General features: G+C 43.5%; 27 protein-coding genes. 17 read left to right on the plus strand and 10 right to left on the minus strand.

Translation table 11 applies throughout. The features are described from left to right. Positions 1-104: 104 nt before the first annotated feature. From RBB12_RS01060 to RBB12_RS01075, 4 genes are all read left to right on the plus strand, one after another. A complete protein-coding gene (locus RBB12_RS01060) occupies positions 105-416 on the plus strand; it encodes a T9SS type A sorting domain-containing protein (RefSeq protein ID WP_179382955.1) in 312 nt (103 codons plus the stop codon). Between the two features lie 146 nt (positions 417-562). Next, positions 563-889 (plus strand): T9SS type A sorting domain-containing protein, encoded by a 327-nt coding sequence (locus RBB12_RS01065; protein ID WP_179382956.1) that lies wholly within the window; start codon positions 563-565, stop codon positions 887-889. Between the two features lie 70 nt (positions 890-959). Beyond that, complete coding sequence (locus tag RBB12_RS01070; protein ID WP_306012454.1) at positions 960-1,946, plus strand: acyl transferase; 987 nt, start codon at positions 960-962, stop codon at positions 1,944-1,946. Between the two features lie 116 nt (positions 1,947-2,062). Further along, complete coding sequence (locus RBB12_RS01075; RefSeq protein WP_306012455.1) at positions 2,063-2,608, plus strand: quercetin 2,3-dioxygenase; 546 nt, start codon at positions 2,063-2,065, stop codon at positions 2,606-2,608. Positions 2,609-2,784: 176 nt separating this feature from the next. On the opposite strand, the gene tyrS is transcribed toward RBB12_RS01075, so the two are convergent. Next, entirely contained in the window at positions 2,785-4,080 is a 1,296-nt protein-coding gene (gene tyrS, locus RBB12_RS01080) for a tyrosine--tRNA ligase (RefSeq protein ID WP_306012456.1), read from the minus strand. 85 nt (positions 4,081-4,165) lie between these two features. Between tyrS and RBB12_RS01085 the strand changes: the two genes are divergently transcribed. Beyond that, positions 4,166-5,170, plus strand: coding sequence for an NAD-dependent epimerase/dehydratase family protein (locus RBB12_RS01085; RefSeq protein ID WP_306012457.1), 1,005 nt, complete (start codon positions 4,166-4,168; stop codon positions 5,168-5,170). On the opposite strand, the gene RBB12_RS01090 is transcribed toward RBB12_RS01085, so the two are convergent. The 3 genes from RBB12_RS01090 to RBB12_RS01100 are packed head-to-tail and all read right to left on the minus strand — an operon-like array spanning position 5,154 to position 7,672. Beyond that, positions 5,154-5,603, minus strand: a complete 450-nt coding sequence (locus tag RBB12_RS01090; RefSeq protein ID WP_306012458.1) for a DUF4296 domain-containing protein — start codon at positions 5,601-5,603, stop codon at positions 5,154-5,156. The genes RBB12_RS01085 and RBB12_RS01090 overlap by 17 nt on opposite strands. A gap of 3 nt (positions 5,604-5,606) precedes the next feature. Beyond that, on the minus strand, positions 5,607-6,941 hold the full coding sequence (locus RBB12_RS01095) for a dihydroorotase (RefSeq protein ID WP_306012459.1): 1,335 nt from the start codon (positions 6,939-6,941) through the stop codon (positions 5,607-5,609). A gap of 2 nt (positions 6,942-6,943) precedes the next feature. Beyond that, positions 6,944-7,672: a polyprenol monophosphomannose synthase gene (locus RBB12_RS01100; RefSeq protein WP_179382963.1), complete on the minus strand. Its 729-nt coding sequence runs from the start codon at positions 7,670-7,672 to the stop codon at positions 6,944-6,946. A gap of 119 nt (positions 7,673-7,791) precedes the next feature. Here RBB12_RS01100 and RBB12_RS01105 point away from each other — a divergent pair, with 119 nt between their 5' ends. The 3 genes from RBB12_RS01105 to RBB12_RS01115 are packed head-to-tail and all read left to right on the plus strand — an operon-like array spanning position 7,792 to position 10,853. Next, the gene (locus RBB12_RS01105; RefSeq protein WP_306012460.1) at positions 7,792-9,447 is read left to right on the plus strand and encodes a glycosyltransferase family 39 protein; all 1,656 of its coding nucleotides are present in this window, start codon (positions 7,792-7,794) and stop codon (positions 9,445-9,447) included. Continuing rightward, complete coding sequence (locus RBB12_RS01110) at positions 9,447-10,103, plus strand: DUF4271 domain-containing protein (RefSeq protein WP_306012461.1); 657 nt, start codon at positions 9,447-9,449, stop codon at positions 10,101-10,103. The genes RBB12_RS01105 and RBB12_RS01110 overlap by 1 nt, the downstream gene beginning before the upstream one ends. 6 nt (positions 10,104-10,109) lie before the next feature. Then, positions 10,110-10,853, plus strand: a complete 744-nt coding sequence (locus tag RBB12_RS01115) for a uroporphyrinogen-III synthase (protein WP_179382966.1) — start codon at positions 10,110-10,112, stop codon at positions 10,851-10,853. A 53-nt stretch (positions 10,854-10,906) separates the two neighbouring features. Here the strand turns inward: RBB12_RS01115 and pckA are convergent, their stop codons facing one another. Then, on the minus strand, positions 10,907-12,523 hold the full coding sequence (gene pckA, locus RBB12_RS01120; RefSeq protein ID WP_306012462.1) for a phosphoenolpyruvate carboxykinase (ATP): 1,617 nt from the start codon (positions 12,521-12,523) through the stop codon (positions 10,907-10,909). Between the two features lie 64 nt (positions 12,524-12,587). Then, complete coding sequence (locus tag RBB12_RS01125) at positions 12,588-12,980, minus strand: DUF423 domain-containing protein (RefSeq protein WP_306012463.1); 393 nt, start codon at positions 12,978-12,980, stop codon at positions 12,588-12,590. A gap of 78 nt (positions 12,981-13,058) precedes the next feature. Between RBB12_RS01125 and RBB12_RS01130 the strand changes: the two genes are divergently transcribed. The 4 genes from RBB12_RS01130 to RBB12_RS01145 all read left to right on the plus strand — a co-directional run bounded on the left by RBB12_RS01130 (position 13,059) and on the right by RBB12_RS01145 (position 15,955). Beyond that, positions 13,059-14,432: a saccharopine dehydrogenase family protein gene (locus RBB12_RS01130; RefSeq protein WP_306012464.1), complete on the plus strand. Its 1,374-nt coding sequence runs from the start codon at positions 13,059-13,061 to the stop codon at positions 14,430-14,432. A gap of 49 nt (positions 14,433-14,481) precedes the next feature. Continuing rightward, a complete protein-coding gene (locus tag RBB12_RS01135; protein ID WP_179382970.1) occupies positions 14,482-14,952 on the plus strand; it encodes an Lrp/AsnC ligand binding domain-containing protein in 471 nt (156 codons plus the stop codon). 132 nt (positions 14,953-15,084) lie between these two features. Beyond that, positions 15,085-15,315 carry a hypothetical protein gene (locus RBB12_RS01140; RefSeq protein WP_293280618.1) on the plus strand — a complete coding sequence of 77 codons (231 nt, stop codon included), beginning with the start codon at positions 15,085-15,087 and terminating at the stop codon, positions 15,313-15,315. Positions 15,316-15,436: 121 nt separating this feature from the next. Further along, positions 15,437-15,955 (plus strand): ferritin, encoded by a 519-nt coding sequence (locus tag RBB12_RS01145; RefSeq protein ID WP_306012465.1) that lies wholly within the window; start codon positions 15,437-15,439, stop codon positions 15,953-15,955. 64 nt (positions 15,956-16,019) lie between these two features. On the opposite strand, the gene RBB12_RS01150 is transcribed toward RBB12_RS01145, so the two are convergent. The 3 genes from RBB12_RS01150 to RBB12_RS01160 form a co-directional block, all read right to left on the minus strand. Next, complete coding sequence (locus tag RBB12_RS01150; protein WP_179382972.1) at positions 16,020-16,721, minus strand: zinc metallopeptidase; 702 nt, start codon at positions 16,719-16,721, stop codon at positions 16,020-16,022. Between the two features lie 94 nt (positions 16,722-16,815). Beyond that, positions 16,816-17,916, minus strand: a complete 1,101-nt coding sequence (gene ald / locus RBB12_RS01155) for an alanine dehydrogenase (RefSeq protein ID WP_179382973.1) — start codon at positions 17,914-17,916, stop codon at positions 16,816-16,818. A gap of 375 nt (positions 17,917-18,291) precedes the next feature. Then, positions 18,292-21,330, minus strand: a complete 3,039-nt coding sequence (locus tag RBB12_RS01160) for a leucine--tRNA ligase (RefSeq protein WP_306012466.1) — start codon at positions 21,328-21,330, stop codon at positions 18,292-18,294. 89 nt (positions 21,331-21,419) lie between these two features. On the opposite strand from RBB12_RS01160, the gene RBB12_RS01165 reads away from it, so the two are divergent. Genes RBB12_RS01165 through RBB12_RS01185 form a run of 5 tightly spaced genes read left to right on the plus strand, consistent with a single transcriptional unit; the run spans position 21,420 to position 24,873 of the window. Beyond that, positions 21,420-22,298, plus strand: a complete 879-nt coding sequence (locus tag RBB12_RS01165) for a cell division protein FtsX (protein ID WP_179382975.1) — start codon at positions 21,420-21,422, stop codon at positions 22,296-22,298. A gap of 9 nt (positions 22,299-22,307) precedes the next feature. Then, positions 22,308-22,574 carry a DUF3098 domain-containing protein gene (locus RBB12_RS01170; protein ID WP_293280631.1) on the plus strand — a complete coding sequence of 89 codons (267 nt, stop codon included), beginning with the start codon at positions 22,308-22,310 and terminating at the stop codon, positions 22,572-22,574. Between the two features lies 1 nt (position 22,575). After that, complete coding sequence (locus RBB12_RS01175) at positions 22,576-23,370, plus strand: undecaprenyl-diphosphate phosphatase (protein WP_306012467.1); 795 nt, start codon at positions 22,576-22,578, stop codon at positions 23,368-23,370. Between the two features lie 30 nt (positions 23,371-23,400). Then, complete coding sequence (truB, locus tag RBB12_RS01180) at positions 23,401-24,105, plus strand: tRNA pseudouridine(55) synthase TruB (protein ID WP_306012468.1); 705 nt, start codon at positions 23,401-23,403, stop codon at positions 24,103-24,105. Between the two features lie 48 nt (positions 24,106-24,153). After that, the gene (locus tag RBB12_RS01185) at positions 24,154-24,873 is read left to right on the plus strand and encodes an energy transducer TonB (RefSeq protein ID WP_306012469.1); all 720 of its coding nucleotides are present in this window, start codon (positions 24,154-24,156) and stop codon (positions 24,871-24,873) included. Here RBB12_RS01185 and RBB12_RS01190 read toward each other — a convergent pair. Next, on the minus strand, positions 24,856-25,476 hold the full coding sequence (locus tag RBB12_RS01190) for a thioredoxin family protein (RefSeq protein WP_306012470.1): 621 nt from the start codon (positions 25,474-25,476) through the stop codon (positions 24,856-24,858). The genes RBB12_RS01185 and RBB12_RS01190 overlap by 18 nt on opposite strands. Between the last annotated feature and the right edge of the window lie 51 nt (positions 25,477-25,527).

Consider the following 25,527-nt stretch of genomic DNA (forward strand, 5'->3'; position numbering starts at 1 on the left):
TTTTTTGCATTTCATCGAAAAGTAAACCTCTATTTGTCAAAAGGTTCCGCTTTCGCATTCCAATTTTTATATATTTGTGGCATAGCCTTTGTAACCATTAACGTATGAAGCACCTTTACCTTGTCATGTTATTATTTGTCTGCACCCTTGGGTTTTCTCAGGAAAACGCCAGGTCCAACGCAGATATTGACGGGTTTAAGCTCTACCCCAACCCGGTTACCCAAGGTAAGGTCTACATAGAAACCACCCTTAACGCTCCCAAAAAAATCTTGGTTTTTGATGTGTTGGGAACGCAAGTTCTCCAAACCACCATTTTAGGCAAGGAACTCAACCTTTCCGAATTGGACAAAGGGGTCTATATTCTTCGCGTGTTCGAATACAACAAAGTGGCGACTAGAAAGCTCATTGTGAAATAGTTCCATACTTTTTCCTTACACACCCCTTAGCCAAACCACAACAATCAACGCTTTACCACCCATTTTAGTGTTTTCACAACATAAAATGGCTCAAATTGCCGTGTTGATTTACTTTTATATTGCACATAGACCCCAAATCAGCGCATATGAAGAAAATCTACTTTGTATTACTACTTATGGCTTTACCATTGTTTTCTTTCGGTCAAGATTTAGTTACCGTGAACAACGAACCGGTACAAGAGCTACAGGGTTTTAAAATGTACCCTAATCCCGCTTATGGGAACGAAGTTTACATTACCACCGAAACCAACGGTGTAAAGGATATTAAGATCTATGATGTATTTGGAGAAGTGGTGCTCACCAGCCGAATCACGACTAACACTCTCGACATTTCACGATTGGTGCCGGGTGTTTACGTACTCCAAGTAACAGAACGCAAAAAAACCATGACCAGAAAACTGGTCGTCAAATAAACCATACTTCATCATTTTTAAGGCCCTTTTCCGAAAGGGCCTTTTTATTTTTGGGTACTTTTGCCCAAGGATGAAACAGTTTGAGACCCATCGTATTTTCAATATTGAAAAGGCAAGTGAATTCAACGATTTGGCCTTGGATGTTTTTCGTTTCCAGTTTGAAAACAATGTAGTCTATCAGGACTTTTGTCAGCACCTAAAAAAAGGACCTGAAACCGTTTCGCATTATCTCGACATCCCTTTTTTGCCCATATCCTTCTTTAAGACCCATCGCGTGCTTTCCACCCAAAAGGAAGTCGAAACCATTTTCACGAGCAGCGGCACCACACAAAGCACGACCAGCAAACATTTAGTACCGGACATTAAACTATATGAAGACAGTTTTTTAAGGGCCTTTGAACATTTTTATGAAACCCCTGAAGAAATCTGCATTTTGGCATTGTTGCCCTCCTATTTGGAAAGGGAAGGTTCCTCGCTCATTTATATGGTCGACTATTTAATCAAAAGATCAAATCACCCGGATAGCGGATTTTACCTTCACAACCTCGCTGAACTTCACCAAAAATTGCTTGACCTAGAGCAAAAAAACACCAAAACCCTTTTGATAGGCGTGTCGTTTGCTCTACTGGATCTGGCCGAGCAATTCCCTATGAAACTCAACAACACGACTGTCATGGAGACAGGAGGGATGAAGGGACGTCGTAAGGAACCCATTCGCGAAGAACTCCATCATATCCTAACCCAAGGGTTGGGTGTTGATAGGATTCATTCCGAGTATGGGATGACCGAGCTCTTATCACAAGCTTACTCCAAGGGCAATGGGATTTTCCAAACACCCCCTTGGATGAAAATCATCACTCGTGATACGGAGGACCCCCTCAGCATCCAAGCCTACGGAAAAACCGGGGGTATCAACGTCATCGATTTGGCCAATGTTTACTCGTGTTCCTTTATCGCCACGCAAGACTTAGGAAAAACATATTCCGACAATAGTTTTGAAGTCCTCGGACGCTTTGATGATTCCGATATCCGAGGGTGTAATTTAATGGTACTGTAAAGTTTTAGGGGCGGTTTTTCTACCATCTATACATGAAATAGACCCTATTATGTAGTAAATGAGTACTTCTTTGAACGTTTTTAACTATTTTGAAAGGATAACCAAACAAACGTAAAATGAATAGAAATGCATTTTTAAAAAGAGGAGCACTTTCAGCTGCGGCACTTGCATCACTGCCAGCCTTTGCCCATTTTTCCACTAAAGAAGAAAGTGAAAGCACCAATCTAAAGCCTAAAATCGTAAGAAAAGGAGAAGGAAAACAAGTAAACGTTATCGGAGACCAACAAACTTTTAAACTAACCAGTGAAGACACCAATGGCCTTTTCACCCTAATTGAGGAAGTAAATCCGCCGGGAACCATGATTCCTCCCCATGTACACACCAACGAAGATGAAATCTTTAAAGTGCTGGAAGGAGAGCTTGAAGTTACTGTAGGCGATGAAACTACTATTTTAAAAGCAGGTGATTTGGCATTTGCGCCCAAAAATGTACCACACACCTGGAAAGTGGTCGGGGATCAAGATTGTAAAACCATTTTAAGTGTTTTTCCAGCAGGATTGGAGCTCATGTTCGCCGAATTGGGCAATCTACCACCAGGACCACCAGATTTTGCCAAAGTCAGTGAGATTTGCGGCAGGTATGGAATTACATTTCTAACATAAAAATAAGAGGGTGTCTGAAAGTATTGAAATACGTTATTCTGAACCTGCCTGTCGGCAGACAGGTTTATTTCAGAATCTCATCATACATCATATTGTTAAGCAATGCACTATGAGAACCTGAAACAAGTTCAGGTTGACGAAAACAAAACCGACTTTTAGACACCCTCTTTGTGTTTTTACTCCACTACCAACACAAAGTAGTTCTTTTTCCCCCGTTGCAAGAGCACAAATTTATCATTGATCAAATCGGCCGAAGTAATCAAATAATCTTCCTTTACTTTTTCTTTGTTGACCGATATGGAATTTTGTTTCAACTCCCGCCTGGCCTCGCCATTGGAGCCCAAAAACCCCGTCTTTGCCGCCAAGGCCCCAATCATATCCAAGCCTGGTTGAAGCTCTTCTTTGGAAATAGTGGCTTGAGGAACACCATCAAAAACATCTAAAAAAGTCTTCTCGTTCAATTTTTTCAAATCCTCGGAAGTGGATTTACCGAACAAAATGTTGCTAGCCTTAATGGCATTTTCCAAATCTTCCTCCGAATGTACCATAATGGTCACCTCTTCCGCCAATTTCTTTTGAAGTGCCCTTTGATGCGGTGCCTCTTTATGCTGTTCCACCAGGCCTTCTATCTCATCTTTGGTCAAAAACGTGAAGATTTTGATGTATTTTTCGGCATCCTCATCCGAAGTGTTCAACCAATACTGATAAAATTTATAGGGCGAGGTACGCTCCGCATCCAGCCAGATATTTCCTCCTTCGGTTTTTCCGAACTTGGTCCCATCGGCCTTTGTAATCAACGGACAGGTTAGGGCAAAGCCTTTTCCTCCTCCAATCCGTCTGATCAATTCCGTTCCCGTGGTGATGTTGCCCCATTGGTCGCTACCTCCCATCTGAAGGGTACAATCGTGGTTCTGGTAGAGATACAAAAAATCGTAGCCCTGCACCAACTGATAGGTAAACTCGGTGAAGGACATCCCTTCCTTTGCATCGGAGGACAACCGCTTTTTCACGGAATCCTTGGCCATCATATAATTGACCGTAATATGTTTTCCCACATCGCGGATAAAGGCCAAGAACGAGAAGTTTTTCATCCAATCGTAATTGTTCACCAGAACTGCCGCATTGGGCTCCCCGCTTTCAAAATCCAAAAAACGGCTCAATTGTCCTTTAAGAGCCTCTTCATTATGGCGAAGCGTTTTTTCGTCCAAAAGATTTCGCTCCGCGGATTTCCCCGAAGGATCACCGATCATCCCAGTGGCTCCGCCCACAAGCGCATAAGGCTTATGGCCCGCCAATTGAAAATGCTTGAGCATCATTACGCCCACCAAATGTCCAATGTGCAACGAATCGGCAGTTGGGTCGATACCCACGTATGCGGCCCTCATTTCTTCCATTAGGTGTTCCTCGGCTCCTGGCATCACATCGTGCACCATTCCCCTCCATTGCAGTTCTTGAACAAAATTCTTCGTCATGATCGGTTTTTTGGAATAGCTGCAAATATAAAATGAAGTTGGCATTTTGCTCCATATTTCCGCAACAAATAGGTACTTTTACCTTATGATTTTGGTTACAGGAGGCACTGGACTTATCGGTTCCCACTTGCTTTTCCATCTGCTGAAAAATGGGAACAAGGTGAGAAGCAACTTCAGGACAAAGGAGTCCATCGACAAGGTTCGCAAGGTTTTTGGATATTATTCGGGCAATGCGTCCCAACTCGTTGATCAAATTGATTGGGTCCAGGGAGACATTACTGCTTTGGGCGGTTTGGACTCCCTATTTGAAGGTGTTGAGCAGGTATACCACTGTGCCGCCCTGATTTCTTTTGATCCGAAGGATTACAAACTTCTGAAACAGACCAATGTTCAAGGCACGGCCCATATCGTAAACCTATCCCTAAAATATGGTGTAAAAAAACTGTGCTATGTGAGCTCCATTGCGGCTATTGGTCCCAGCCTGAAACAAGCTAAGGTCACCGAGGATACCGAATGGAACGATGCCAACGCTACGGTATACGGCATCACCAAATATGATGCTGAGCTGGAAGTGTGGCGGGGATCACAGGAAGGACTCTCCGTGGTTATCGTGAATCCTGGAGTCGTAATCGGGCCCGGCTTTTGGAAATCGGGAAGCGGCAGCTTTTTTTCCTATGCCTCCAAAGGAAAAAAATATGTTATCCCTGGCGGAACTGGTTTTGTAACGGTAAACGACGTTATCAAGGCCATGACGCGTTTGATGGATTCCAAAATACAAACGGAGCGTTTTATTTTGGTCGACCAACATATGAGCTACGCGACCCTATTAAAGAAAATCGCGCGCCAATTGGGAGTGGAACCCCCTCAAAAAGTAATTCCTAAGTTTTGGTTGGAACTATTTTGGCGCTGGGATTGGGTCCGAAGCACCATTTTTGGCAAAAGAAGACGCTTGTCGAAAGCGGTGGCAAAGGGACTGTATCAGGAGGAATACTACAGCAACGAAAAAATCAAATCTCAACTAAATTTTACCTTTGAAGATATGGACGAGTCCATCGCGTTCTGCTGTCAAATGTTTACAGGGAATCGGTAACGACCTTTTTTTTGCCCACTCTTTTTTCCTTGACGGACTGCAAAGAATCACGCCGTTGTAGCCCGGCCTCTCGAATACTGTCATTCAAACGCTTGCTGATGGCCTCCAATGTATCTTGTTTCCGTTTCAGCATCGCTTCAACATTTTGATAGATCTTTTGGTATTCAGAGGGCAAAGAAGCATAGTACAGGTCACTCTCGGCAAATTGGGTACTATCGATACTGTACTTGTTATAGATAAATCCCATGACATCGATATGCGCATCATCAAACTTTCTTTTGGCCCCGGATTTGGCCGCATTCAATATGGACAGATCATATAATATTTCGATCATTTGATCTTGGGGTATGAGGTTTTCCGGTTCCTCCACTACTTTCTCGGCACAGGAAACCAAAACCATCAAACTTAAATAGACAAGTACCGCCTTCTTCATTATTTACCTGTTAAAGGTCAATCTTTTCGCATGTTTTTTGTCACTGAAGGTACCATTGTCGTACGCCAAATGCCCATTCACAAAAGTACGTTTCACTTCCGATTCAAAAGTAACACCTTCAAAGGGTGACCAACCACATTTATAGAAAAGATTGGCTTTTGTTACCTCATTTTTAACGTTTCGGCCCACTTGGACCAAATCGGCAAAGTACCCCTCCCGGATATATCCCCTGCGGTCAATATCAAAGAGTTTTGCAGGGTTATGGCACATCTTTTCTACCATTTTTTCCAAGCTGATGACCCCTTCCTTTTCCTTTTGCAGCATGGCCAAAAGCGCATGTTGGACCAAAGGTCCACCCGATGGGGCACTGGTATAGGGATTATCTTTTTCTTCCAAGGTATGGGGCGCATGGTCGGTCGCAATCACATCAATGCGGTCGTCCAAAAGGGCTTTCCACAGTTGCTCCCTGTCCGTCTTGGTCTTCACGGCGGGGTTCCATTTAATATGGGTCCCTTTTGTGGCATAATCCTCATCGGAAAACCACAAGTGATGTATGCATACCTCAGCTGTAATCTGTTTCTTTTCCAGCGGGATTTCGTTCGTGAACAAGTCGGTCTCTATTCCTGTGGACAAATGGAACACGTGCAATCTGGCGCCTGTTTTTTTCGCCAAGGCAATAGCTTTGGACGATGAAAGATAGCAGGCTTCGGCACTTCGGATGATGGGATGCAGTTCTATGGGAATATCATCCCCGTACATGGCCTGGTACTTTTCCATATTGGCCCTAATGGTACCTTCGTCTTCGCAATGTGTGGAAATGACCATCTCGGTATTACTGAAAATCTTTTCCAACACCTCCTCGTTATCCACCAACATATTTCCTGTAGAAGACCCTAAAAACAACTTTACCCCGGAACAGGCATTTCGGTCCAGTCGCTTTAATTCCTCCAAATTATCGTTGGTTCCCCCAAACAAAAAGGAATAGTTGGCCGAGGCATCTTTGGCCGCCATGGCAAATTTTTCCTCCAATTTTTCTATGGTCGTGGTCTGTGGGTTGGTATTGGGCTGTTCCATAAACGTAGTTATGCCCCCCGCAATGGCCGCTCGGCTCTCCGTGGCGATGGTGCCCTTATGGGTAAGCCCGGGCTCCCTAAAATGGACCTGATCATCGATGACGCCCGGCAATAAAAGGTCGCCTTCCAAATCGATGACCTGGGCATTGGCATCTGAAATATCGGAATCTATTCGAGAAATAAAATCTCCCTCCAACAATACATCGGATTCGAAAATGCGGTTTTCATTGACAATCTTTGCATTTTTCAGCAGGATTCTTGACATAACTAAAAGCTCTTTTTAAAAAATATACTTCTGAATTTCATGGCGATGACCCCAAAAACGGCCTCTCGTATAATGGCGGAGTTCATTTTTGACTTTCCGTTTACCCGATCGGTAAAAATAATCGAAACCTCTTCAATTTTGAATTTTTTGAGGTAGGCCCTGTACTTCATCTCTATTTGGAAAGCATATCCGATAAACCGCACATGGTCCAAATTGATGGTCTCCAAAACCTTTCTTCGGTAACAAACGAATCCCGCAGTGGGATCGTGGACCTTCATCCCAGTAATCAGTTTTACATAGAACGAAGCACCATAGGAGAGCAAAATACGCGCCAAGGGCCAGTTGACCACGTTTACCCCTTTTTTATAACGGGAACCCACGGCCACATCGGCCCCGTTCAAACAGGCGCGGTGCAATCTGGAAAGGTCGGCAGGACGGTGCGAAAAATCGGCGTCCATCTCAAAAATGTACTCATATCCTTTTTCCAAGGCCCATTTAAATCCATGGATATAGGCCGTGCCCAATCCTGATTTCTCCTTGCGCACCTCCAAAAATAGCTGGTCTGAAAACTCCTCTTGTAATTTACGAACAGCATCTGCGGTACCATCTGGAGAGTTATCATCCACTACAAGTACATGAAAATCCTTTTTTAGGTCGAAAACCGTTCTTACAATGGCCTCGATGTTTTCAATTTCGTTGAATGTGGGTATAATGACCAAGCCGTCTGCCATTCGCGCTATATTAGAAATTCAAAAATACGGTTTTCTATCTTGCCCGCACAAGTTCCAGTTCACATGCTTGCTCGGAACAAACCCAATATTTGTAACTTTGCCGCTTAAAACTCACTTGAATGTCACAAAAGTTTCCCAGACTTTTTTATGTGCTCTTAGCAGTCCTTTTGGTACTTAACTTGATTCAAGCATCCGTAACAGAGCTCATTTATGATGAAGCCTATTATTGGTATTATGCCCAAGAGTTGGCGTGGGGCTACTTTGACCATCCTTCCATGGTGGCTTTTTTGATCAGATTGAGCAGCATATTTTTTGACGGTGAACTTGGCGTAAGGCTAATGAGTTGCATACTATCGGCAGGCACTTATGTATTGCTCTGGTTGATGGTGGACAACCCCAAAAAGAAGGAATATGTCATCCATTTTTTTCTATTGGTATTCTCCTTCACTTTAATGAACGCTTATGGGTTCTTGACGCTTCCCGATACCTCCCTCTTGTTTTTTACCGCCCTTTTCCTTTGGTTGTACAAACGTTTTTTGGCCAACGAGAGCATTGCAACAGCGCTTCTATTGGGAGTGGTCATGGCGGCACTTATGTACAGCAAGTACCATGCGGTTTTGGTCATCTTTTTCGTGCTGCTGTCCAATTACAAACTGGTCCTCAATAAAAAAGCTTGGTTGGCAGTGGGTATTGCACTGGCGTGTTATCTTCCACACTTTGTGTGGCTCTACCAAAATGATTTTGTATCCATCACCTTTCATTTATATGAGCGTCCCAACCAACCCTATTCGTTTGACGAGTTTACCTTGGGCTACTTTTTAAACATCATCGTGATTATAGGCCTATTGTTTTACTGGGTCTATGGCGCCTTGTTCAAGTTTAGGGCCACGGATAAGTTTTCCAAAGCCTTAGTGTATTTGATATATGGGGTTTTGATTTTCTTCTTTATCTCCAGCTTCAACCGACGGGTACAGGCACAATGGGCCATTGTTATCTCCATTCCGTTGGCCATCATTGCCTTCAATCATCTATTAATGCATGCCAAAAGCCGAAAATGGATGTATGGTGTAGGTTTGGTGAGTTTGGTGCTCTTGCTGTATGCCCGGGCATGGATGGTGTATTATCCCTTGTTTCCTATGTTTTTTGAAACCCACGGCAACAAGGAATGGACCAGTGAACTCAAAACAAAGTCCGGTGGGGTGCCCATTATTTTTGAGAATTCCTATCGTCGCGCCTCGATGTACGAGTTTTATGCCGATGTTCCTGCCATTTCCCTTAACAATTTTATGTACCGAAAAAATCAGTATTCCATTGATGGTTCGGAAGAGCGGGTAAGGGGCAAAAAGGTTTTATACGTTTCCAAATACCTTAAAAAAGGCGAGGTGAGTTATATGCATTTGGACAGTACTATCTTTTATGGAAATTTTATCGATGATTTTCAATCCTATCGAAGGTTGGAATGCATAGTTGAGAAACCAAGCGCAGGCATCGGGTATGCATTAAAAGTATATAATCCCTATCCTTTTGATGTTCCCTTGGAGCAATTAAAGTTTACCATTTCGTACTCGAACGAGCACAAACAGGTGAAACAAAGATTGCCATTAAAGGTTATGAGCCCCGAACCACGACCAGCTATCCTCAAATCCAAGGATACGCTGCACTATACGTTTCAGTTGCCGTTGTCGTCCATGGAAAATCCCTCGTACTTTAGGATTGGGATTTCGGAGAACAACCTTCCCGCTGGTCTCAATGGCAAACCGATTAAGATTGAATAATGGAACCCATAGAAAAAACAATCATTTCGTTGGATTGGATGACGTTAACACTGTTTGTCGGTCTGGTTGTTTTGGCACTTGGCAAATATCTTTTCCACAAAAAGTTCCTCAATTTCATCATTCTTCCCTTCAACGATAAGTATATCCTACTCCATAATAAAAAGGGACAATTTTCACATTGGTTCCATTTGCTCTTGACACTATTCCAGCTCATCAATATATCACTCTTCCTATTTCTTATTTTACAAACTTTTGAGCTCACCCCGGTTCCAAATTCGTTCCTCTCCTACCTCATTGTTTTAGGGTTTTTGGCCCTGTTCGAATTGGTTAAATTTCTGGTTCAAATGTTTACCGGATTTGTGTTCAATAACCTAGGGCTCTTTGGGAGTGTGGTCTTCAGTAAAATCTCGTATCTCAATTATAGCGGCATCATCATCGCTGTTGCCAATATTTTATTGATTTACATTACTCCCCTTTCAAAAACCACTATTTATGTGGTTTTGGCACTGGTTTTCTTGATTAATGGCATCGGTATCACAAAGCTGCTGAAGAACCATCAAAAAGCACTCTTCCCGTTTTTTGTGTATTTTATTTTGTACCTTTGCGCACTCGAAATTGCGCCCTTGGTGTTAATTGGAAGCTATTTTAAAGGTTGAAAACTTATGAAAGTAAAAACAATTTTGGTTTCCCAACCGGAACCCAAAGTCGAAAACTCACCCTATTCAAGATTAATTGAAAAGGAGAAAGTAAAAGTAGATTTTAGACCTTTCATACACGTTGAAGGCGTAGAAGCCAAAAATGTGAGACAGCAGAAAATCGACTTGAACAACTTTACGGCAATCATCCTAACGAGCCGAAACTCCGTGGATCACTTCTTTAGAATTGCCGAGGAAATGCGCTTCAAAGTTCCGGATTCCATGAAATATTTTTGTCAGTCGGAGGCGGTGGCCTACTACTTACAGAAATATGTGGTATACAGAAAAAGAAAGATTTATGTTGGGAAGAGAACGTTCAACGAATTGATTCCCTTGATCAAGAAGTATAAAGATGAAAAGTTCCTTTTACCTTCTTCTGATTCCCTAAAGCCCATCGTCCCCGAATTGTTGGACGAGGTCGGCGTAAATTGGACCCGCGGTATATTCTACAAAACGGTGATCAGCGACCTGTCGGACCTAAGAAATGTGTATTATGACATTTTGGTCTTCTTTAGTCCCTCAGGAATCGAATCCCTAATGAAGAACTTCCCCGATTTTGAACAGAACGATACTAGAATTGCCGTTTTTGGCAACAGTACGGTAAAAGCAGCCACCAATGCAGGCCTTCGGATTGACATTCAGGCACCAACGCCCGAAACACCTTCCATGACCATGGCTCTACAGAAGTACATTACCAGTGTGAACAAATAGTTCACAGCACAAAAGAATAAAAGAAAAGCCCCGTGAGAACGGGGCTTTGTTTTTTAAAAGGCATATCGTTGTGGTCCGCCCCGCCTGATCTCTTCACTGGCGTAAGCTTCAAACTTTTTAAAGTTTTCCCTAAAAGCATTGGTCAGCTTAAAGGCAGTTTTGTAGTAGGCTTCATCATTGTTCCACGTTGCCCTTGGGCTAAGCACCTGGGTAGGTACACCTGGACATTCCCTTGGCTGCGCCACCCCAAATACGGAATGGATATGGTATTTCTCATAATTGTAAAGGCCCAGCTCGCCACTAAGTGCTGCACTGATCATGGCACGGGTGTATTTCAGCTTCATTCGGGTGCCCACACCGTAGGGTCCACCGGTCCAACCCGTGTTCACCAACCATACATCGACCCCTGACTCCTTCATCTTCTTGCTCAGCATTTCGGCATATTTGGCAGGATGCAAAGGCATAAAGGGAGCGCCAAAACAGGCCGAGAAGGAAGGTTGCGGTTCCACCACACCAGCTTCCGTACCGGCAACCTTCGCCGTATATCCCGAAATAAAATGATACGCGGCTTGGGCCGGTGTCAATTTGGAAATTGGAGGTAGTACCCCGAAGGCATCCGCCGTTAAAAAGAAAATATTCTTTACGTTCTCCCCAATGGAAGGCCACTGTATGTTTTCAATATGGTGGATGGGGTAGCTCACCCTTGTATTTTGTGTGATGGAGGTATCGGAGTAATCGACCACACCCTTGTCGTCCATGACCACATTTTCCAAAATAGCTCCTTTTTTGATGGCCCCGTAGATTTCAGGTTCCTTCTTTTGGGAAAGGTCAATGACCTTGGCGTAGCAGCCTCCCTCAAAGTTGAAAACCGTATTGTTGGGTGTCCAGCCGTGTTCATCGTCCCCGATCAATTTTCTGTCTGGATCGGTGGACAAAGTAGTTTTTCCTGTTCCGGACAGACCGAAGAAAATGGCAGTATCGCCAGATTCGCCCACATTGGCCGAACAGTGCATGGGCAGCGTGTTCTTATAAACGGGAAGAATAAAGTTCAAGGCGGAGAAAATACCTTTTTTGATTTCGCCGGTATACCCTGTTCCTCCGATCAAAGCGATTTTCCGGGTAAAGTTAAGGATGGCAAAATTATGCTGACGGGTTCCGTCTTCTTCAGGATTGGCCATAAAGCCGGGTGTATTCACCACGGTCCATTCCGGGTCAAAATCCTCTAACTCATCCTCCGTAGGACGCAGGAACATGTTAGAGGCAAACATATTGGACCAAGGATACTCGTTGATTACCCGAATATTCAACTTATAATCCGCATCGGCACAGGCATAGGAATCCCGAACATACAATTCTTTGGTATTGAGGTAGGCAATGACCTTATCGTACAGTTGGTCGAACTTTTCGCTCTCAAAAGGAATGTTGATGTTTCCCCACCACACCTTATCCGAAGTTATATCGTCCTTAACAATGAAGCGGTCCATGGGCGACCTACCTGTAAACTCACCAGTATTCACTGCCAAGGCCCCGGAAGAAGCTTCTTGGCCCATTCCCTTTTCAATGGTAATGTCGTGTAATTCGTCTGGGGAAAGCTGGTAATTCACATTGTCATGGGTTATTCCATAGGAGTGTAACGAAATCGTTTTCGTAATTGAAGTGGAATCCTTCATAGTTTAGATTTTTATGTTGGTACAAAGCTAGAAAATAATAGCTTTTCGTCCTTTTAAATCTTGCTTAATTGAGTGTTTTCTTGGTTAAAATGTGATATCCCGATAAAATCCAACCCAAGATCAGCAAAACCCCTCCAATAGGTGTTAAAAAACCTATGATTTTAAAGTCAAAAGCCGTTAAACTGTTCAATGCCAAAATGTAAATTGAGAAGGAGAACAGCACCACGCCTGCCACAACCAGTCCATAAATGTACCTTTTTGGCTTACTGGACATACCATCCCACATTCCCAAAAAAAGAAGGAACAGGGCGTGATACATTTGATACTTCACCCCAGTTTCAAAAGTGTCGATAGCTTCCGCATCCACCAATTTTTCCAATCCATGGGCACCAAAAGCACCCAAACCAATGGCCAACAAACCGAATACCGTTCCCGTCAACAAAATTGTTCTGTTCATAACTTTAACATGCTATTTTTTTAGAGATATAACATTTTAATACCTTAGTGTCCCGAATATCAAAAGTAAACAAAACACATGGCCCGTACTATTTTAGTTGTTGGAGCAGGCAAATCAACCTCTTACCTCTTGGATTATCTCCTTGAAAAATCAGCGGAAGAACAGATTCACCTCAATATCGGGGATCTTCACCCGGAGAACATTCCCGATAAATTTGCTTCGCATCCCAACTGTACGGTCTTTCAATTGGATATTTTCAACGAGACCGAGCGCAAGAAAGCGGTTTCCGAAGCCTCCATTGTGGTTTCGATGCTCCCCGCCAGTCTACACATCAATGTCGCACAAGACTGCTTGGAGTTTGAAAAGCATTTTATTACCGCTTCCTATGTCAGCGACCAATTGCGGGCATTGGACGAGGATGTCAAGAAAAAAGGACTAGTTTTTATGAACGAAATCGGTCTTGATCCCGGTATCGACCACATGAGTGCAATGGAAGTCATTGACCGGATTCGTGATGCGGGTGGAAAAATGTTGTTGTTCGAATCCTTTACAGGTGGATTGGTTGCTCCGCAAAGCGACACTAATCTATGGCACTACAAATTTACCTGGAACCCTCGGAATGTTGTCTTGGCTGGCCAAGGAGGGGCGGCGAAGTTTATTCAGGAGGGCACTTACAAGTATATTCCTTACCAAAAGCTCTTTAGGAGAACTGAGTTTATGGATATTGAAGGATACGGCACTTTTGAGGCCTATGCCAACCGAGATTCGCTAAAATATCGTGAGGCCTACGGGTTAGAAGATGCATTGACCCTATTCCGTGGTACGATGAGGCGCGTCGGCTTTTCCAAAGCGTGGCAAATGTTCGTGATTTTGGGGATGACGGATGACAGCTACTCCATTGAAAATTCGGAAGGGATGTCGTACCGTGAATTCGTCAACCTCTTTTTGCCCTATTCCCCTACCGATTCCGTAGAACTTAAAATGCGACATTACCTTAAAATTGACCAAGATGACATTATGTGGGGAAAACTGTTGGAGCTGGACCTTTTTAATCCATCCAAAAAAATCCCATTAAAAAATGCGACACCTGCCCAGATGCTCCAATACATTTTGGAAGATAGCTGGACCCTGAAAGAGGATGAAAAGGATATGATCGTGATGTACCACAAATTCGGCTACGAACTGAACGGTAAAAAGAAGCAGATAGATGCCAACATGGTCGTGATTGGAGAGAACCGCGCCTACACCGCTATGTCCAAAACGGTTGGATTGCCGGTAGCCATGGCCACGTTGCTCATCCTTAATGGAAAAATAACCACCCCAGGGGTACAAATACCCATCTTGAAAGAGGTGTACGGACCTATTTTAAAAGAGTTGAAAAACTATGGCATCAGTTTTAAGGAATATGACAAACCCTATTTGGGCTATAATCCTGACTCTGTTGCAGGATAGTCAACTGAAAGTTTTTCTATACCTTTGACTTCAAATCAACATCCATATTGTGAAAAACAATAACAATTCGGTTAAAATAGATGGTATTGACAAGAAAATCCTAAGATACCTGATGGAAGATGCGCGAAAGCCCATCTTGGAGATTGCGAGGAACATTGGGATTTCTGGCGCGGCCATTCACCAGCGGCTTCGCAAATTAGAAAGCTCGGGGCTTATCGCTGGGTCAAAGTTTGTCATCAACCCTAAAGTGTTGGGCTACTCTACCATGGCCTATATTGGTATTTATCTGGATAAAGCTATGACCAACCCAAGGGCTGTAAAGCAGCTCAAGGAAATCCCTGAGGTCTTGGAATGCCACTATACCACGGGAAACTGGTCCATCCTCATTAAAGTACTGTGCCAGGACAACGAACATTTAATGCAGGTCCTCAACAAAAAAATACAGCAAATTGAAGGAGTTTCAAGAACAGAGACCTTCATCTCTTTAGATCAACAAATCGATCGTCAAATACGGATTTGATATTTGTATTAAATCTAAATAAGCATTACATTTGTCCACATGAATGTAATAGTTCAATCTACATATTACACCCTCTACCAAGCTGTGGACGAACGCTGTTTTTATCTTGACTTTGGTCAAAAAATAGTACGTATGTCCTTATGTCAGCTTCTTTCGCTTCGCCATAAGGTGATGAGCATCAACATTGAAAGCCACTTTGATAGCGACCTCAACGCACACGGTTTCGAGGTATTGATGCTGTGCAATAAAGAACACCTGTTCATTCTAAACACTTTGGAGGTGTTGGATTTGAAAAAATTGGTGTCCAACAGTTTTGTATCCCTTGGTCTTTCCGCCGATGTTGCAGAAATGGCCGTTTCCTAGACAAGGATAACCCTTTATTTTTAATGAGTCTTAAACCGCCTAAAAACAAAGGGCTCATTTTTAAAACCCCCTAAAATTCAGTACCTTTATAGAGTATAATTGGATTAAAATCATAGTATTTATGAAAGATATAGCAAGACAAAGTATGAGCATTAAAGTGGAGTCCATGGATTTGCTCAACGGACAGATAAAAATGGAGGCCCACGCCTCGGCAACCTATTTGGCCATGGCCTCTTGGTGCGAACAGAACGGTTTTTTCACCAGCGCCAAATTCTTCTTCAAACAAGCTGAGGAGGAACGTGAGCACATGATGAAAATCTTTAACTTTTTGGTGGATACGGGTGGCAACCCCATTTCTCCAGAGGTTAAGGGCATCAATCACGATTATTCCTCCATCGTCGATGTTTTTGAATCTACCTTAGAGCACGAGGTGAAAGTGACCAAATCCATCCATAACATCGTAAAAAAAGCTAGGGAGATTGGTGATTTTGCCACAGAACGCTTCTTGGATTGGTTTGTAATGGAGCAGGTGGAAGAAGAAAACACCATCAGGGATATCTTGGATATGATCGAAGTGACCGGCACCGAAGGTGTAGGCCTGCAAATGATCGATAACCAAGTTGCCAATTGGATTGAGTAGACCACAAAATTAAGTATAGAAAAAGGGGCCGCTTGGCCCCTTTTTATTTTATTTCATTTAGCTGTTAATCCCTGCCACCAAAGACCTGAACGGCCCAGTACAACAGGGAAGCCAATGCACCCAAAGCGGCAACCACATAGGTTCTTGCGGCCCATTTTAGGGCGTCTTCGGCGCCTGCATATTCTTGCTGGCTTACCATGTTCTTCTGCTTGAGCCATACCAAGGCCCTTTTACTGGCATCGTATTCAACAGGAAGGGTCACAAAACTGAACAAGGTCGCAAAACCCATCATGATCAATCCGGCTACGGCGATGTAAAAACCGATGCCTCCTGCCACGCCTGTGGCGGCCATCAGCATAATACCCCCAAATACCACCCATGTCGACATACCGGAGGTAACGCTTACCACGGGCACCAATTTGGAGCGCATGGTCAACCACTCATAAGCTTGTGCATGTTGAACAGCATGGCCGCATTCGTGGGCCGCTACTGCAGCAGCAGCTGCATTGCGCTGATTGTACACTCCTTCACTCAGGTTTACAGTCTTATCCTTTGGATTGTAATGGTCGGTTAGCATTCCGGGAGTGGATATCACCTTTACATCCCGAATACCATGGTCATCGAGCATTTTTTGGGCGATTTCGGCACCGCTCATGCCATTTCTCAAATGAACCTTGGAATATTGCTTAAACTTACTTTTCAATCGGCTGCTTACCAACCAGCTCACTAGGGCAATTCCACCAATCAATATATAATATGTCATCATAGCTTTTTCATTTTATACAAACTAATATACTACATAAAAGCAAAAACCCCGCCAAATAGGGTCGGGGTAATTTTGCTGTCAAAATGTTAGTAGATCATGCCATCACAGGTTCCAATTGAAAGGTTTCGGCAATTTCTTTGTACACTACCTCACCTTCTACCACATTCAATCCCTTTTCCAAGGATTTGTCCAATTTACAGGCACTTCGCCATCCCATGTTCGCCAATTTTAGCACATAGGGCAGTGTTACATTCGTCAAGGCAACAGTAGAAGTATAAGGCACTGCCCCTGGCATATTGGCTACACAGTAATGGACCACATCATCAATTATATAGATGGGATCTTCATGGGTGGTTGGTTTAGTGGTTTCCACACATCCGCCCTGATCTACCGCCACATCAACGATTACGGTTCCCGGATGCATGTCCTTGAGCATGTCCCTAGTAATTAAGTTGGGTGCTTTTGCTCCTTTCAACAGGACTCCACCAATGATCAAGTCGTGTGTTTTGATATATTTTCTGATATTGAATTCGTTGGAAAAACCAGTGATCACATGGCTGGGCATAATATCGTTGACATATCTGAGACGTTTCATGTTCACATCCAAAATCGTGACCTGCGCCCCTAACCCTGCTGCCATTTTAGCAGCCTGAATGCCAACCGTACCAGCACCAAGGACCAAAACTCGCCCAGGGGACACCCCAGGTACTCCGCCCAAAAGCACACCTTTGCCTTTTACGGGCTTCTCCAAATATTTGGCGCCCTGTTGTATCGCCATTCTACCGGCAACTTCGGACATTGGAGTTAGCAATGGTAATGTACCGTCTTCGTCCTCAACGGTTTCATAAGCAATACAGATGGATTTACTCCTGATCATAGCCTTGGTCAAGGCCTCGCTGGAAGCAAAATGAAAGTAGGTAAACACAATTTGCCCTTCCTGAATCAAATGGTACTCCTCCGCAATGGGTTCTTTCACCTTTACGATCATATCGCTCATGGCATACACCTGGCCAATGGTATCCAAAATAGTGGCCCCTGCCTGTTGGTAATCCTGGTTAAAAAAACCACTTCCTTCGCCAGCACCCGATTGCACATACACGGTGTGGTTGTTCTTGACCAATTCAAAGACCCCGGCAGGCGTCATGCCGACCCGACTCTCGTTGTTCTTGATTTCTTTAGGTATTCCAACAGTCATTTTGTTGCTTTTAATGGTTGATGGGCCAAAGTTGAACAAAAAAATCAAATTAAAACGCAAAAATTCGATAAAATACAGGGGTCAATGGTTAAAAAAGTTATTTTTTAACATATATACCCTATTTAAATAGGGGTCAACTATTCTTTTTTACTGTTTATTAATATGTGAACCCCTATTTTTTATACCTAAATGGTTCTGAAAATAAAAAAGCATGTCGAGTGGCATGCTTTTTTAGGGTATTTCTATAAGATTCGTACTGATTTTATAAAAGGGTGACGTTTTCGTCAACCTGAACTTGATTCAGGTTCCCATAAAACTGATTTAATAGTATGAGATTCCGAATCAAGTTCGGAATGACAGCAACGATGTTTCGGATTAACCGACAATATTCACAATCTTGCCAGGCACTACGATTACCTTTTTAGGCTCACGACCCTGTAGTTGCTCTTTTGTTTTTTCGTGGGCCAAAACGGCAGCTTCAATCTCATCCTTGCCCATATCCAACGGTAATTCCAATTTGAAACGCATTTTCCCATTAAAGGATATCGGATATTCCTTGCTGCTTTCCACCAAATACTTTTCCTCAAACTTCGGGAAAGGCGCTTCCGCAATAGATTCCGTATGTCCCAAACGACTCCACAGCTCTTCGGCTATATGTGGCGCATAAGGTGACACCAGAATAGCCAATGGCTCCAGAATAGCTTTACTGGTACATTTTTGCGCCGTCAATTCGTTAACACAGATCATAAAAGTGGATACAGAGGTGTTGAACGAAAAGTTCTCGATATCCTCTTCCACCTTTTTGATGGTTTTGTGCAAGGTTTTTAGATTTTCGGCAGTGGGTTCCGCTTCGGCTCCGCTCAGCGACCCATTTGTATATGGCGCATACAACTTCCAAAGTTTCTTTAAGAAGGAATGTACTCCTGTAATCCCCGCCGTATTCCAAGGCTTGGATTGCTCCAAGGGTCCCAAGAACATTTCGTACAAACGCAACGAGTCTGCCCCGTACTCCTCACAAATGGCATCGGGGTTGACGACATTGTATTTGGATTTGGACATTTTTTCGATTTCTCGATAGGTTTTATTACTATCAAAGAATGCATATTTATAATCTTTCCCATAGGGACTATTAACAAATGCTTCTACATCCAATTCATCAGAAGCATTAACTAATTCAACAGGTACTCTTATTGAAAGGTGCATATTGGAAGTATCATAATTTATTTCAAGTACTTCAATACTTTTACCTTCTTCTAAAAGGAATTTATCAAACTGTTCTTTAGCAATTTTTTCAAGCTTCGCTTCTTCATACTTTAGAACTGAATCCTCATCAGTAATTATTGTTGCTTGAAAAGTTATTTCTTCAATATCCGAATTACTTTTAACAACTGCATTTACATCAATAATCTTCCGAAGCATAAACGCACTCGTCCCCGTAATCATCCCTTGGTTGATCAACTTTTGGGCAAATTCATCTTTGGGCACATAGCCCATATCGAACATAAACTTCTGCCAAAAACGGGAATACAACAAGTGGCCCGTTGCGTGTTCGCTTCCTCCGATATACAAGTCCACATCTTGCCAATAGTTGATGGCTTCGGGAGAGAAAATAGCGTCATCATTCCGCGGATCCATATACCTATTAAAGTATTGGGAACTTCCTGCCCAACCCGGCATGGTATTCAATTCCAATGGAAAAACAGTTTTATGGTCAATCAAGTCATTGGAAACTACTTTTTTGTTCTTCGCGTCCCATGCCCATTCTGTAGCATTGCCCAATGGTGGCTCACCTGTTTCGGTGGGGAGGTATTTTTCCACTTTGGGCAGTTCCAAAGGCAAATATTTTTCATCGATCATCTGTGGCATACCATCCACATAATACACTGGGAAGGGTTCGCCCCAGTACCGCTGACGGCTAAATACGGCATCACGCAAACGATAATTCACTTTGCCTTTGCCATGTCCGATTCGTTCCAATTCGGCAATAATTTTCTTCATCGCATCCTTGTAGGAAAGTCCGTTTAGAAAATCAGAATTCGCAATGACGGTGGTTTCTTTGTCAGCAAAGGCCTCTTCGGAAATATCTACCCCTTCAAAAATATTGGGGATATCTATATTGTAATGTTTTGCAAAATCGTAGTCACGTTGGTCGCCACAGGGCACGGCCATCACCGCACCGGTTCCATAGCTGGCCAGTACGTAGTCGCCAATCCAAATAGGAATGGGCTCCTTGGTGAACGGATGCTCTGCATATGCTCCCGTGAACACCCCCGAAATGGTTTTTACATCGGCCATACGGTCGCGCTCGGACCGTTTTGCCGTGGCTTCAACATAAGCCTCCACCTCAGCTTTTTGTTCTGGCGTAGTGATTTTAGCCACCAACTCGTGCTCCGGGGCCAAGGTCATAAAACTTACCCCAAAAATAGTATCTGGGCGAGTGGTGAAGACTTCTATCTCGTAAGGCTTCTCGACTGCGCTCGAAGTGACATCGTCATTCGTAATCACCTCTTGGTCGCTTCGACTACGCTCAGCGTCCAATACATTAAAAGTAACGGATGCCCCAACCGAGCGTCCAATCCAATTGGTTTGGGAATCCTTTAGCGGCTGTGGCCAGTCGATTTTATCCAATCCGTCCAATAAACGTTGGGCATACGCAGTAATACGCATACTCCATTGTGTCATTTTTTTGCGGACCACGGGGTGACCTCCACGCTCGGAAACACCGTTTACGATTTCATCATTGGCCAAAACGGTTCCCAAGGCAGGACACCAGTTTACTTCGGTATCCGCCAAATAGGTCAATCGATAATTTAACAGGATTTCCTGTTTTTCTTTTTCTGAATACGCATTCCAGGTCGCTGCATCAAAACTTGGGGTGTCATCATCACAAGCGGCTTCCACATTAACATTTCCTTCTTTTTCAAAAATGGAAATCAAACTATCAATGCTTTCCGCTTTATCGGATTTCTTGTTGTACCACGCATTGAACAATTGGATAAAAATCCATTGCGTCCATTTATAATATTGTGGATTTGAGGTTCGCACTTCGCGGCTCCAATCAAAAGAAAAACCAAGCTGGTCCAGTTGCTCACGGTACCGGTTAATGTTATTTTCCGTAGTAATGGCCGGGTGTTGACCCGTTTGAATGGCATATTGCTCTGCGGGCAACCCGAAGGAATCGTAGCCCATGGGATGCAACACATTGAACCCCTTGTGACGTTTGTAACGTGAATAGATGTCCGTTGCTATGTAACCCAGCGGATGCCCTACGTGCAAGCCTGCACCGGACGGGTAGGGAAACATCGACAATGCATAAAATTTAGGTTTGTCGGAATCGTTGGATGCCTTAAAGGTTTCGTTTTCTGCCCAATACTTCTGCCATTTGGCCTCAATCTCGCGGAAATCGTAATTCATTGTTAATCTTGTTCAATTTCGTGTGCAAAAATAGGTTTAATCCCCTAAATACAATTTACTTTTCTATTTTTACATACTGATTCTACCGTATGAGCCAATATATTGAACGATATCAGCGCCGAAAACTGATTTCCTCCTATTTTTCCGTGGCTTTGAGCATTGCCTTGGTCCTATTTCTATTGGGTGTCTTGGGTCTTTTGGTGCTCAATACCAAAAAATTGGCCGACCACTTTAAGGAACAGATAACCATTTCAGTGTACTTGAAGGATACGGCCAAACCGGTTGAAATCGACCAATTGCAAAAAAGCCTTGCCCTTGCCGAGTACACCAAATCGGCAGCCTATATTTCCAAAGAAGATGCCGCAGAGCAGTATAGTGAGGACATCGGAGAAAACTTTGTGGAGTTTTTAGGCTACAACCCCCTTAAAAATTCCATTGATGTCAACTTAAAGGCCGACTTTGTGTCACCACAACAGATTGATGAGATTGCTGCGGAGATTACCGAAAAAGCATACGTGGATGAAGTAAGCTACGATAAACCCTTGATTTCGTTGCTGAACAACAATGCCCGGAAAATAAGCCTTTGGATTTTGGTGGCCAGTGCCGTGTTTACACTCATTGCCGTGTTGCTTATCAATAGCTCCATTCGCCTGTCCATTTACTCCAAACGGTTTATCATCAAAACGATGCAAATGGTGGGTGCCACCAAGACCTTTATCCGTAGGCCCTTTATTTGGACCAACATTAAGCTGGGCATGGCAGGCGCCGTTGTTGCCCTTATCGGGTTGGGCGTTTTGGTGTACTACATCGACAAAAATTTCCCCGAACTGAACTTGTTACAGGATTACATCGTCCTCATACTTTTGTTTGTTGGTGTTTTTGGTTTGGGGGTAATCATTTCTTGGGCCAGCACGCATTTTGCCACCCAACGTTTTTTAAACTTAAGGACGGACGATCTTTATTATTAACTTTGCGACATGAGCAAGAACAACAAAAACGGTCAAAAACCGACAAAGGAGTTTGTTTTTCAACGAAAAAACTACCTCTTTCTCTTCATCGGCATTGCCTTTATAGCCCTTGGTTATATTTTGATGAGTGGAGGCGGAAGCGACGACCCAGAGGTTTTCAATCCCGAGATCTACAATTTTAGACGGATACGCCTTGCGCCGACCTTGATCTTGATAGGGCTTGGCATTCAGGTCTATGCCATTTTGTTGAATCCTAACAAGAAAAACAAAGAGTAATTTGGAATTGATCGATGCCATTATCCTTGGGATTATTCAGGGATTGACCGAATTTTTGCCTGTTTCCTCCAGCGGTCACTTAGAATTGGGAAAAGCCATTTTGGGCGCTCAGGCCGTTCCCGAAGAAAGTTTGTTGTTCACCGTGATCCTTCACTTTGCCACTGCCTTGAGTACGTTAGTGGTATTTCGGAAAGATGTTTTTGACATTTTCAAGAGCCTATTTCAGTTCAAATGGAACGAGGAAACCCAGTTTTCCTTAAAAATTATCATCTCCATGATACCTGCCGCCTTGGTCGGTCTTTTTTTGAATGATTTTATCGAGGTCTTTTTCGATGGTGCCATTGTGATTGTGGGCATCATGTTGATCATTACTGCATTTTTATTGTATTTGGCAGATTTGGCGAAAACCACCGATAAAAACGTATCCTTCCGCAGCGCATTTGCTATTGGTATGGCGCAAGCCGTAGCCATACTTCCCGGAATTTCCAGAAGTGGCGCCACTATTTCAGCTGCGGTTCTCTTGGGGGTTGATAAGACCAAATCGGCACGTTTTTCCTTTTTAATGGTAGTTCCGTTGATCTTGGGCAAAGTGGCCAAAGATTTGATGGGAGGGGAAATTTCCTTTCATGGCGACCAAGCTGTGGCCATGGGTGCGGGATTTGTTGCCGCCTTTATCGCTGGACTGGCCGCCTGTACATGGATGATCAAACTGGTGCGCCAGAGCAAGCTGACCTATTTTGCCATTTATTGTTTGATTGTGGGCCTCATCGCTCTTGCGTGGAGCATTTGGGGATAGATCAGTATATTTGCCACAAACCCCAAGTTTTTGAACACCAAAGAAGATTTCTTAAACGGTCAGATACTCTTGATCGACAAACCCCTGGAATGGAGTTCGTTCCAAGCGGTGAATGCCCTTAAATGGGCGATTCGCAAAAAATTTAGCCTTAAAAAAATCAAAATTGGCCATGCCGGAACCCTAGATCCGTTGGCCACGGGCCTATTGATTATCTGCACCGGTAAATTCACCAAAAAAATTCCGGAGCTTCAAGGACAGGTGAAAGAGTACACAGGAACCTTCACTTTGGGCGCGACTACGCCTTCCTACGATATGGAAACCGAAGTGAACGAAACCTTTCCCACAGATCATCTTTCCGATAAGACCATTCACGAAGCCACAAAGTCATTTTTAGGCGAAATTGAACAAGTGCCGCCTATTTTTTCCGCCTTAAAAAAGGATGGAAAACGATTGTACGAATTGGCCCGTGAAGGGAAGCAAGTGGAGATAAAATCACGGAAAATCGAGATTTTGGAGTTTGAGATTACCCGAATTGCCCTTCCCGAAGTGGATTTTAGGGTGGTGTGCAGCAAAGGAACCTACATCCGTTCCTTGGCCCACGATTTTGGAAAGGCAGTGGGTTCGGGCGCTTACTTATCCAAGCTCCGAAGAACCAAAATAGGGGATTTCAACGTAGATAATGCTACAACACCCCAAATGTTCAAGGAAAACCTAGGGGTGAACACCTCAACCTAAAGCGGTTGAGATAAAATATTTTAGAAAAAAAGCGGTTATAGTTAGACCATGAACCTTAACAAGAGCCAGTTATCACTTTTGATCACTTTCTTCGCTATGTCCATAGTGGTTTTGTTGCTTTTCAACATTCACTTAGGAGGTATGAAGGAGGATGAATATGTGATTGAAATGAGCTTGGCCGATGAGGATATTGAAAAGCTCCTGGAAGAAGAGGAACAACGACTTGAGGAGATGGAAGCCGCCAACGACCCTATCAAAAGCCATATGGCCCTCAATGAAACTGCAAAGCCAAGTGTGGGCAATCCGGAACCTCTGAAGACACTGGAGGAACTTATGGAAGAAAGGGCGCTGAACAGCGAAACGGGCGAATATGCCGACAACTCGGGATTCGAGGAACAACTCAAGCAATTAAAGGCGCAACGGGACGAAAAAAAGCAAAAGCTCGGAGAACGGGATGCCCAAAAAAAAGAATTCACCAACTACTTGAAAGATAGACGCACCTCCATTTCGTACTCTTTGGTGGAGCGCAATGCCTATTACCTCCCCCCGCCCATCTACACCTGCATTGAAGGTGGCAAGGTAGTGGTGAACATTACCGTAGATAACAATGGCTATGTAACCGAAGCAAGTTTTAATGATAAGAGTTCGGGGACGGACAACGGTTGTTTGGTAGACAATGCCATCGCTTACGCCCTTAAAGCTCGATTCAGTCCCGATTCCAAAGCAGCACAGATCGGAACCATTACCTATCTATTCCAGAGCAAGTAACTTTAGGATATCCTGTAGTATATTTTGTCCCTTGTCCTTATTGTACCAAAGCTGTAATTCCTGTTTGAACTCATCGGTAAGTTTACCGTGTTCCGCTTTATAATCTTCCACCATTTTGGTGGCAAGGCTTGGTCTTGGACCCCACTCACCAACTATTTCTTGCTGGGAGTTGTCCAAAACAATCACTTTGGGAATGGAACGGGCACCATGGGTCAAAAAAGCATCCATCAATTCCAGGCTTTCATCCCTCAGCACAACTTTGAGGTCGATTTTGGGTGTTGATTCCGCAATTTTTTGAAGTATGGGCAAGCTTGCCGCAGCATCTCCACACCAGCTTTCGGTGAGCACCAAAAAAGTTAATTCCCTATCCAAGTGGGTCAACTTTTCTTGAATTTCCTCCGAAATGTTGAAGGTTTTCTCCCAGCGAACCATTCTACGGTCGCTCAACTTGGTATAGTTGATCATGGCTTCGGACTGGTTGGGACCGGTTGTCTTACCCAATATGGCCAACTCACTTACCAGTTTACGGTATCTGGCGTAATCCATCGCCTTGGGAATAAAATCCTGTACCAACTCCAACTTATCGTTTTCCAAAACTTCCATAAAAAATGTTTTTACAAAAGTAACCATGAGCTATCGCCTATTTGGTGACTT

The organism is Allomuricauda sp. MMSF_3307 (genome assembly GCF_030733585.1).
GTDB lineage: Bacteria > Bacteroidota > Bacteroidia > Flavobacteriales > Flavobacteriaceae > Flagellimonas.

Excerpts from the sequence above, each read along its gene's own strand:
- RBB12_RS01185 (WP_306012469.1), top strand. The coding sequence starts at position 24,154 with ATGAACCTTAACAAGAGCCAGTTATCACTTTTGATCACTTTCTTCGCT.
- RBB12_RS01070 (WP_306012454.1), top strand. The coding sequence starts at position 960 with ATGAAACAGTTTGAGACCCATCGTATTTTCAATATTGAAAAGGCAAGT.
- ald (WP_179382973.1), bottom strand. The coding sequence starts at position 17,916 with ATGACTGTTGGAATACCTAAAGAAATCAAGAACAACGAGAGTCGGGTC.
- RBB12_RS01165 (WP_179382975.1), top strand. The coding sequence starts at position 21,420 with ATGAGCCAATATATTGAACGATATCAGCGCCGAAAACTGATTTCCTCC.
- RBB12_RS01130 (WP_306012464.1), top strand. The coding sequence starts at position 13,059 with ATGGCCCGTACTATTTTAGTTGTTGGAGCAGGCAAATCAACCTCTTAC.
- RBB12_RS01160 (WP_306012466.1), bottom strand. The coding sequence starts at position 21,330 with ATGAATTACGATTTCCGCGAGATTGAGGCCAAATGGCAGAAGTATTGG.
- RBB12_RS01085 (WP_306012457.1), top strand. The coding sequence starts at position 4,166 with ATGATTTTGGTTACAGGAGGCACTGGACTTATCGGTTCCCACTTGCTT.
- RBB12_RS01065 (WP_179382956.1), top strand. The coding sequence starts at position 563 with ATGAAGAAAATCTACTTTGTATTACTACTTATGGCTTTACCATTGTTT.
- RBB12_RS01140 (WP_293280618.1), top strand. The coding sequence starts at position 15,085 with ATGTCCTTATGTCAGCTTCTTTCGCTTCGCCATAAGGTGATGAGCATC.
- RBB12_RS01105 (WP_306012460.1), top strand. The coding sequence starts at position 7,792 with ATGTCACAAAAGTTTCCCAGACTTTTTTATGTGCTCTTAGCAGTCCTT.
- pckA (WP_306012462.1), bottom strand. The coding sequence starts at position 12,523 with ATGAAGGATTCCACTTCAATTACGAAAACGATTTCGTTACACTCCTAT.
- RBB12_RS01075 (WP_306012455.1), top strand. The coding sequence starts at position 2,063 with ATGAATAGAAATGCATTTTTAAAAAGAGGAGCACTTTCAGCTGCGGCA.
- RBB12_RS01095 (WP_306012459.1), bottom strand. The coding sequence starts at position 6,941 with ATGTCAAGAATCCTGCTGAAAAATGCAAAGATTGTCAATGAAAACCGC.
- RBB12_RS01060 (WP_179382955.1), top strand. The coding sequence starts at position 105 with ATGAAGCACCTTTACCTTGTCATGTTATTATTTGTCTGCACCCTTGGG.
- RBB12_RS01125 (WP_306012463.1), bottom strand. The coding sequence starts at position 12,980 with ATGAACAGAACAATTTTGTTGACGGGAACGGTATTCGGTTTGTTGGCC.
- RBB12_RS01170 (WP_293280631.1), top strand. The coding sequence starts at position 22,308 with ATGAGCAAGAACAACAAAAACGGTCAAAAACCGACAAAGGAGTTTGTT.
- RBB12_RS01115 (WP_179382966.1), top strand. The coding sequence starts at position 10,110 with ATGAAAGTAAAAACAATTTTGGTTTCCCAACCGGAACCCAAAGTCGAA.
- RBB12_RS01190 (WP_306012470.1), bottom strand. The coding sequence starts at position 25,476 with ATGGAAGTTTTGGAAAACGATAAGTTGGAGTTGGTACAGGATTTTATT.
- RBB12_RS01100 (WP_179382963.1), bottom strand. The coding sequence starts at position 7,672 with ATGGCAGACGGCTTGGTCATTATACCCACATTCAACGAAATTGAAAAC.
- RBB12_RS01150 (WP_179382972.1), bottom strand. The coding sequence starts at position 16,721 with ATGATGACATATTATATATTGATTGGTGGAATTGCCCTAGTGAGCTGG.
- RBB12_RS01110 (WP_306012461.1), top strand. The coding sequence starts at position 9,447 with ATGGAACCCATAGAAAAAACAATCATTTCGTTGGATTGGATGACGTTA.
- tyrS (WP_306012456.1), bottom strand. The coding sequence starts at position 4,080 with ATGACGAAGAATTTTGTTCAAGAACTGCAATGGAGGGGAATGGTGCAC.
- RBB12_RS01090 (WP_306012458.1), bottom strand. The coding sequence starts at position 5,603 with ATGAAGAAGGCGGTACTTGTCTATTTAAGTTTGATGGTTTTGGTTTCC.
- RBB12_RS01145 (WP_306012465.1), top strand. The coding sequence starts at position 15,437 with ATGAAAGATATAGCAAGACAAAGTATGAGCATTAAAGTGGAGTCCATG.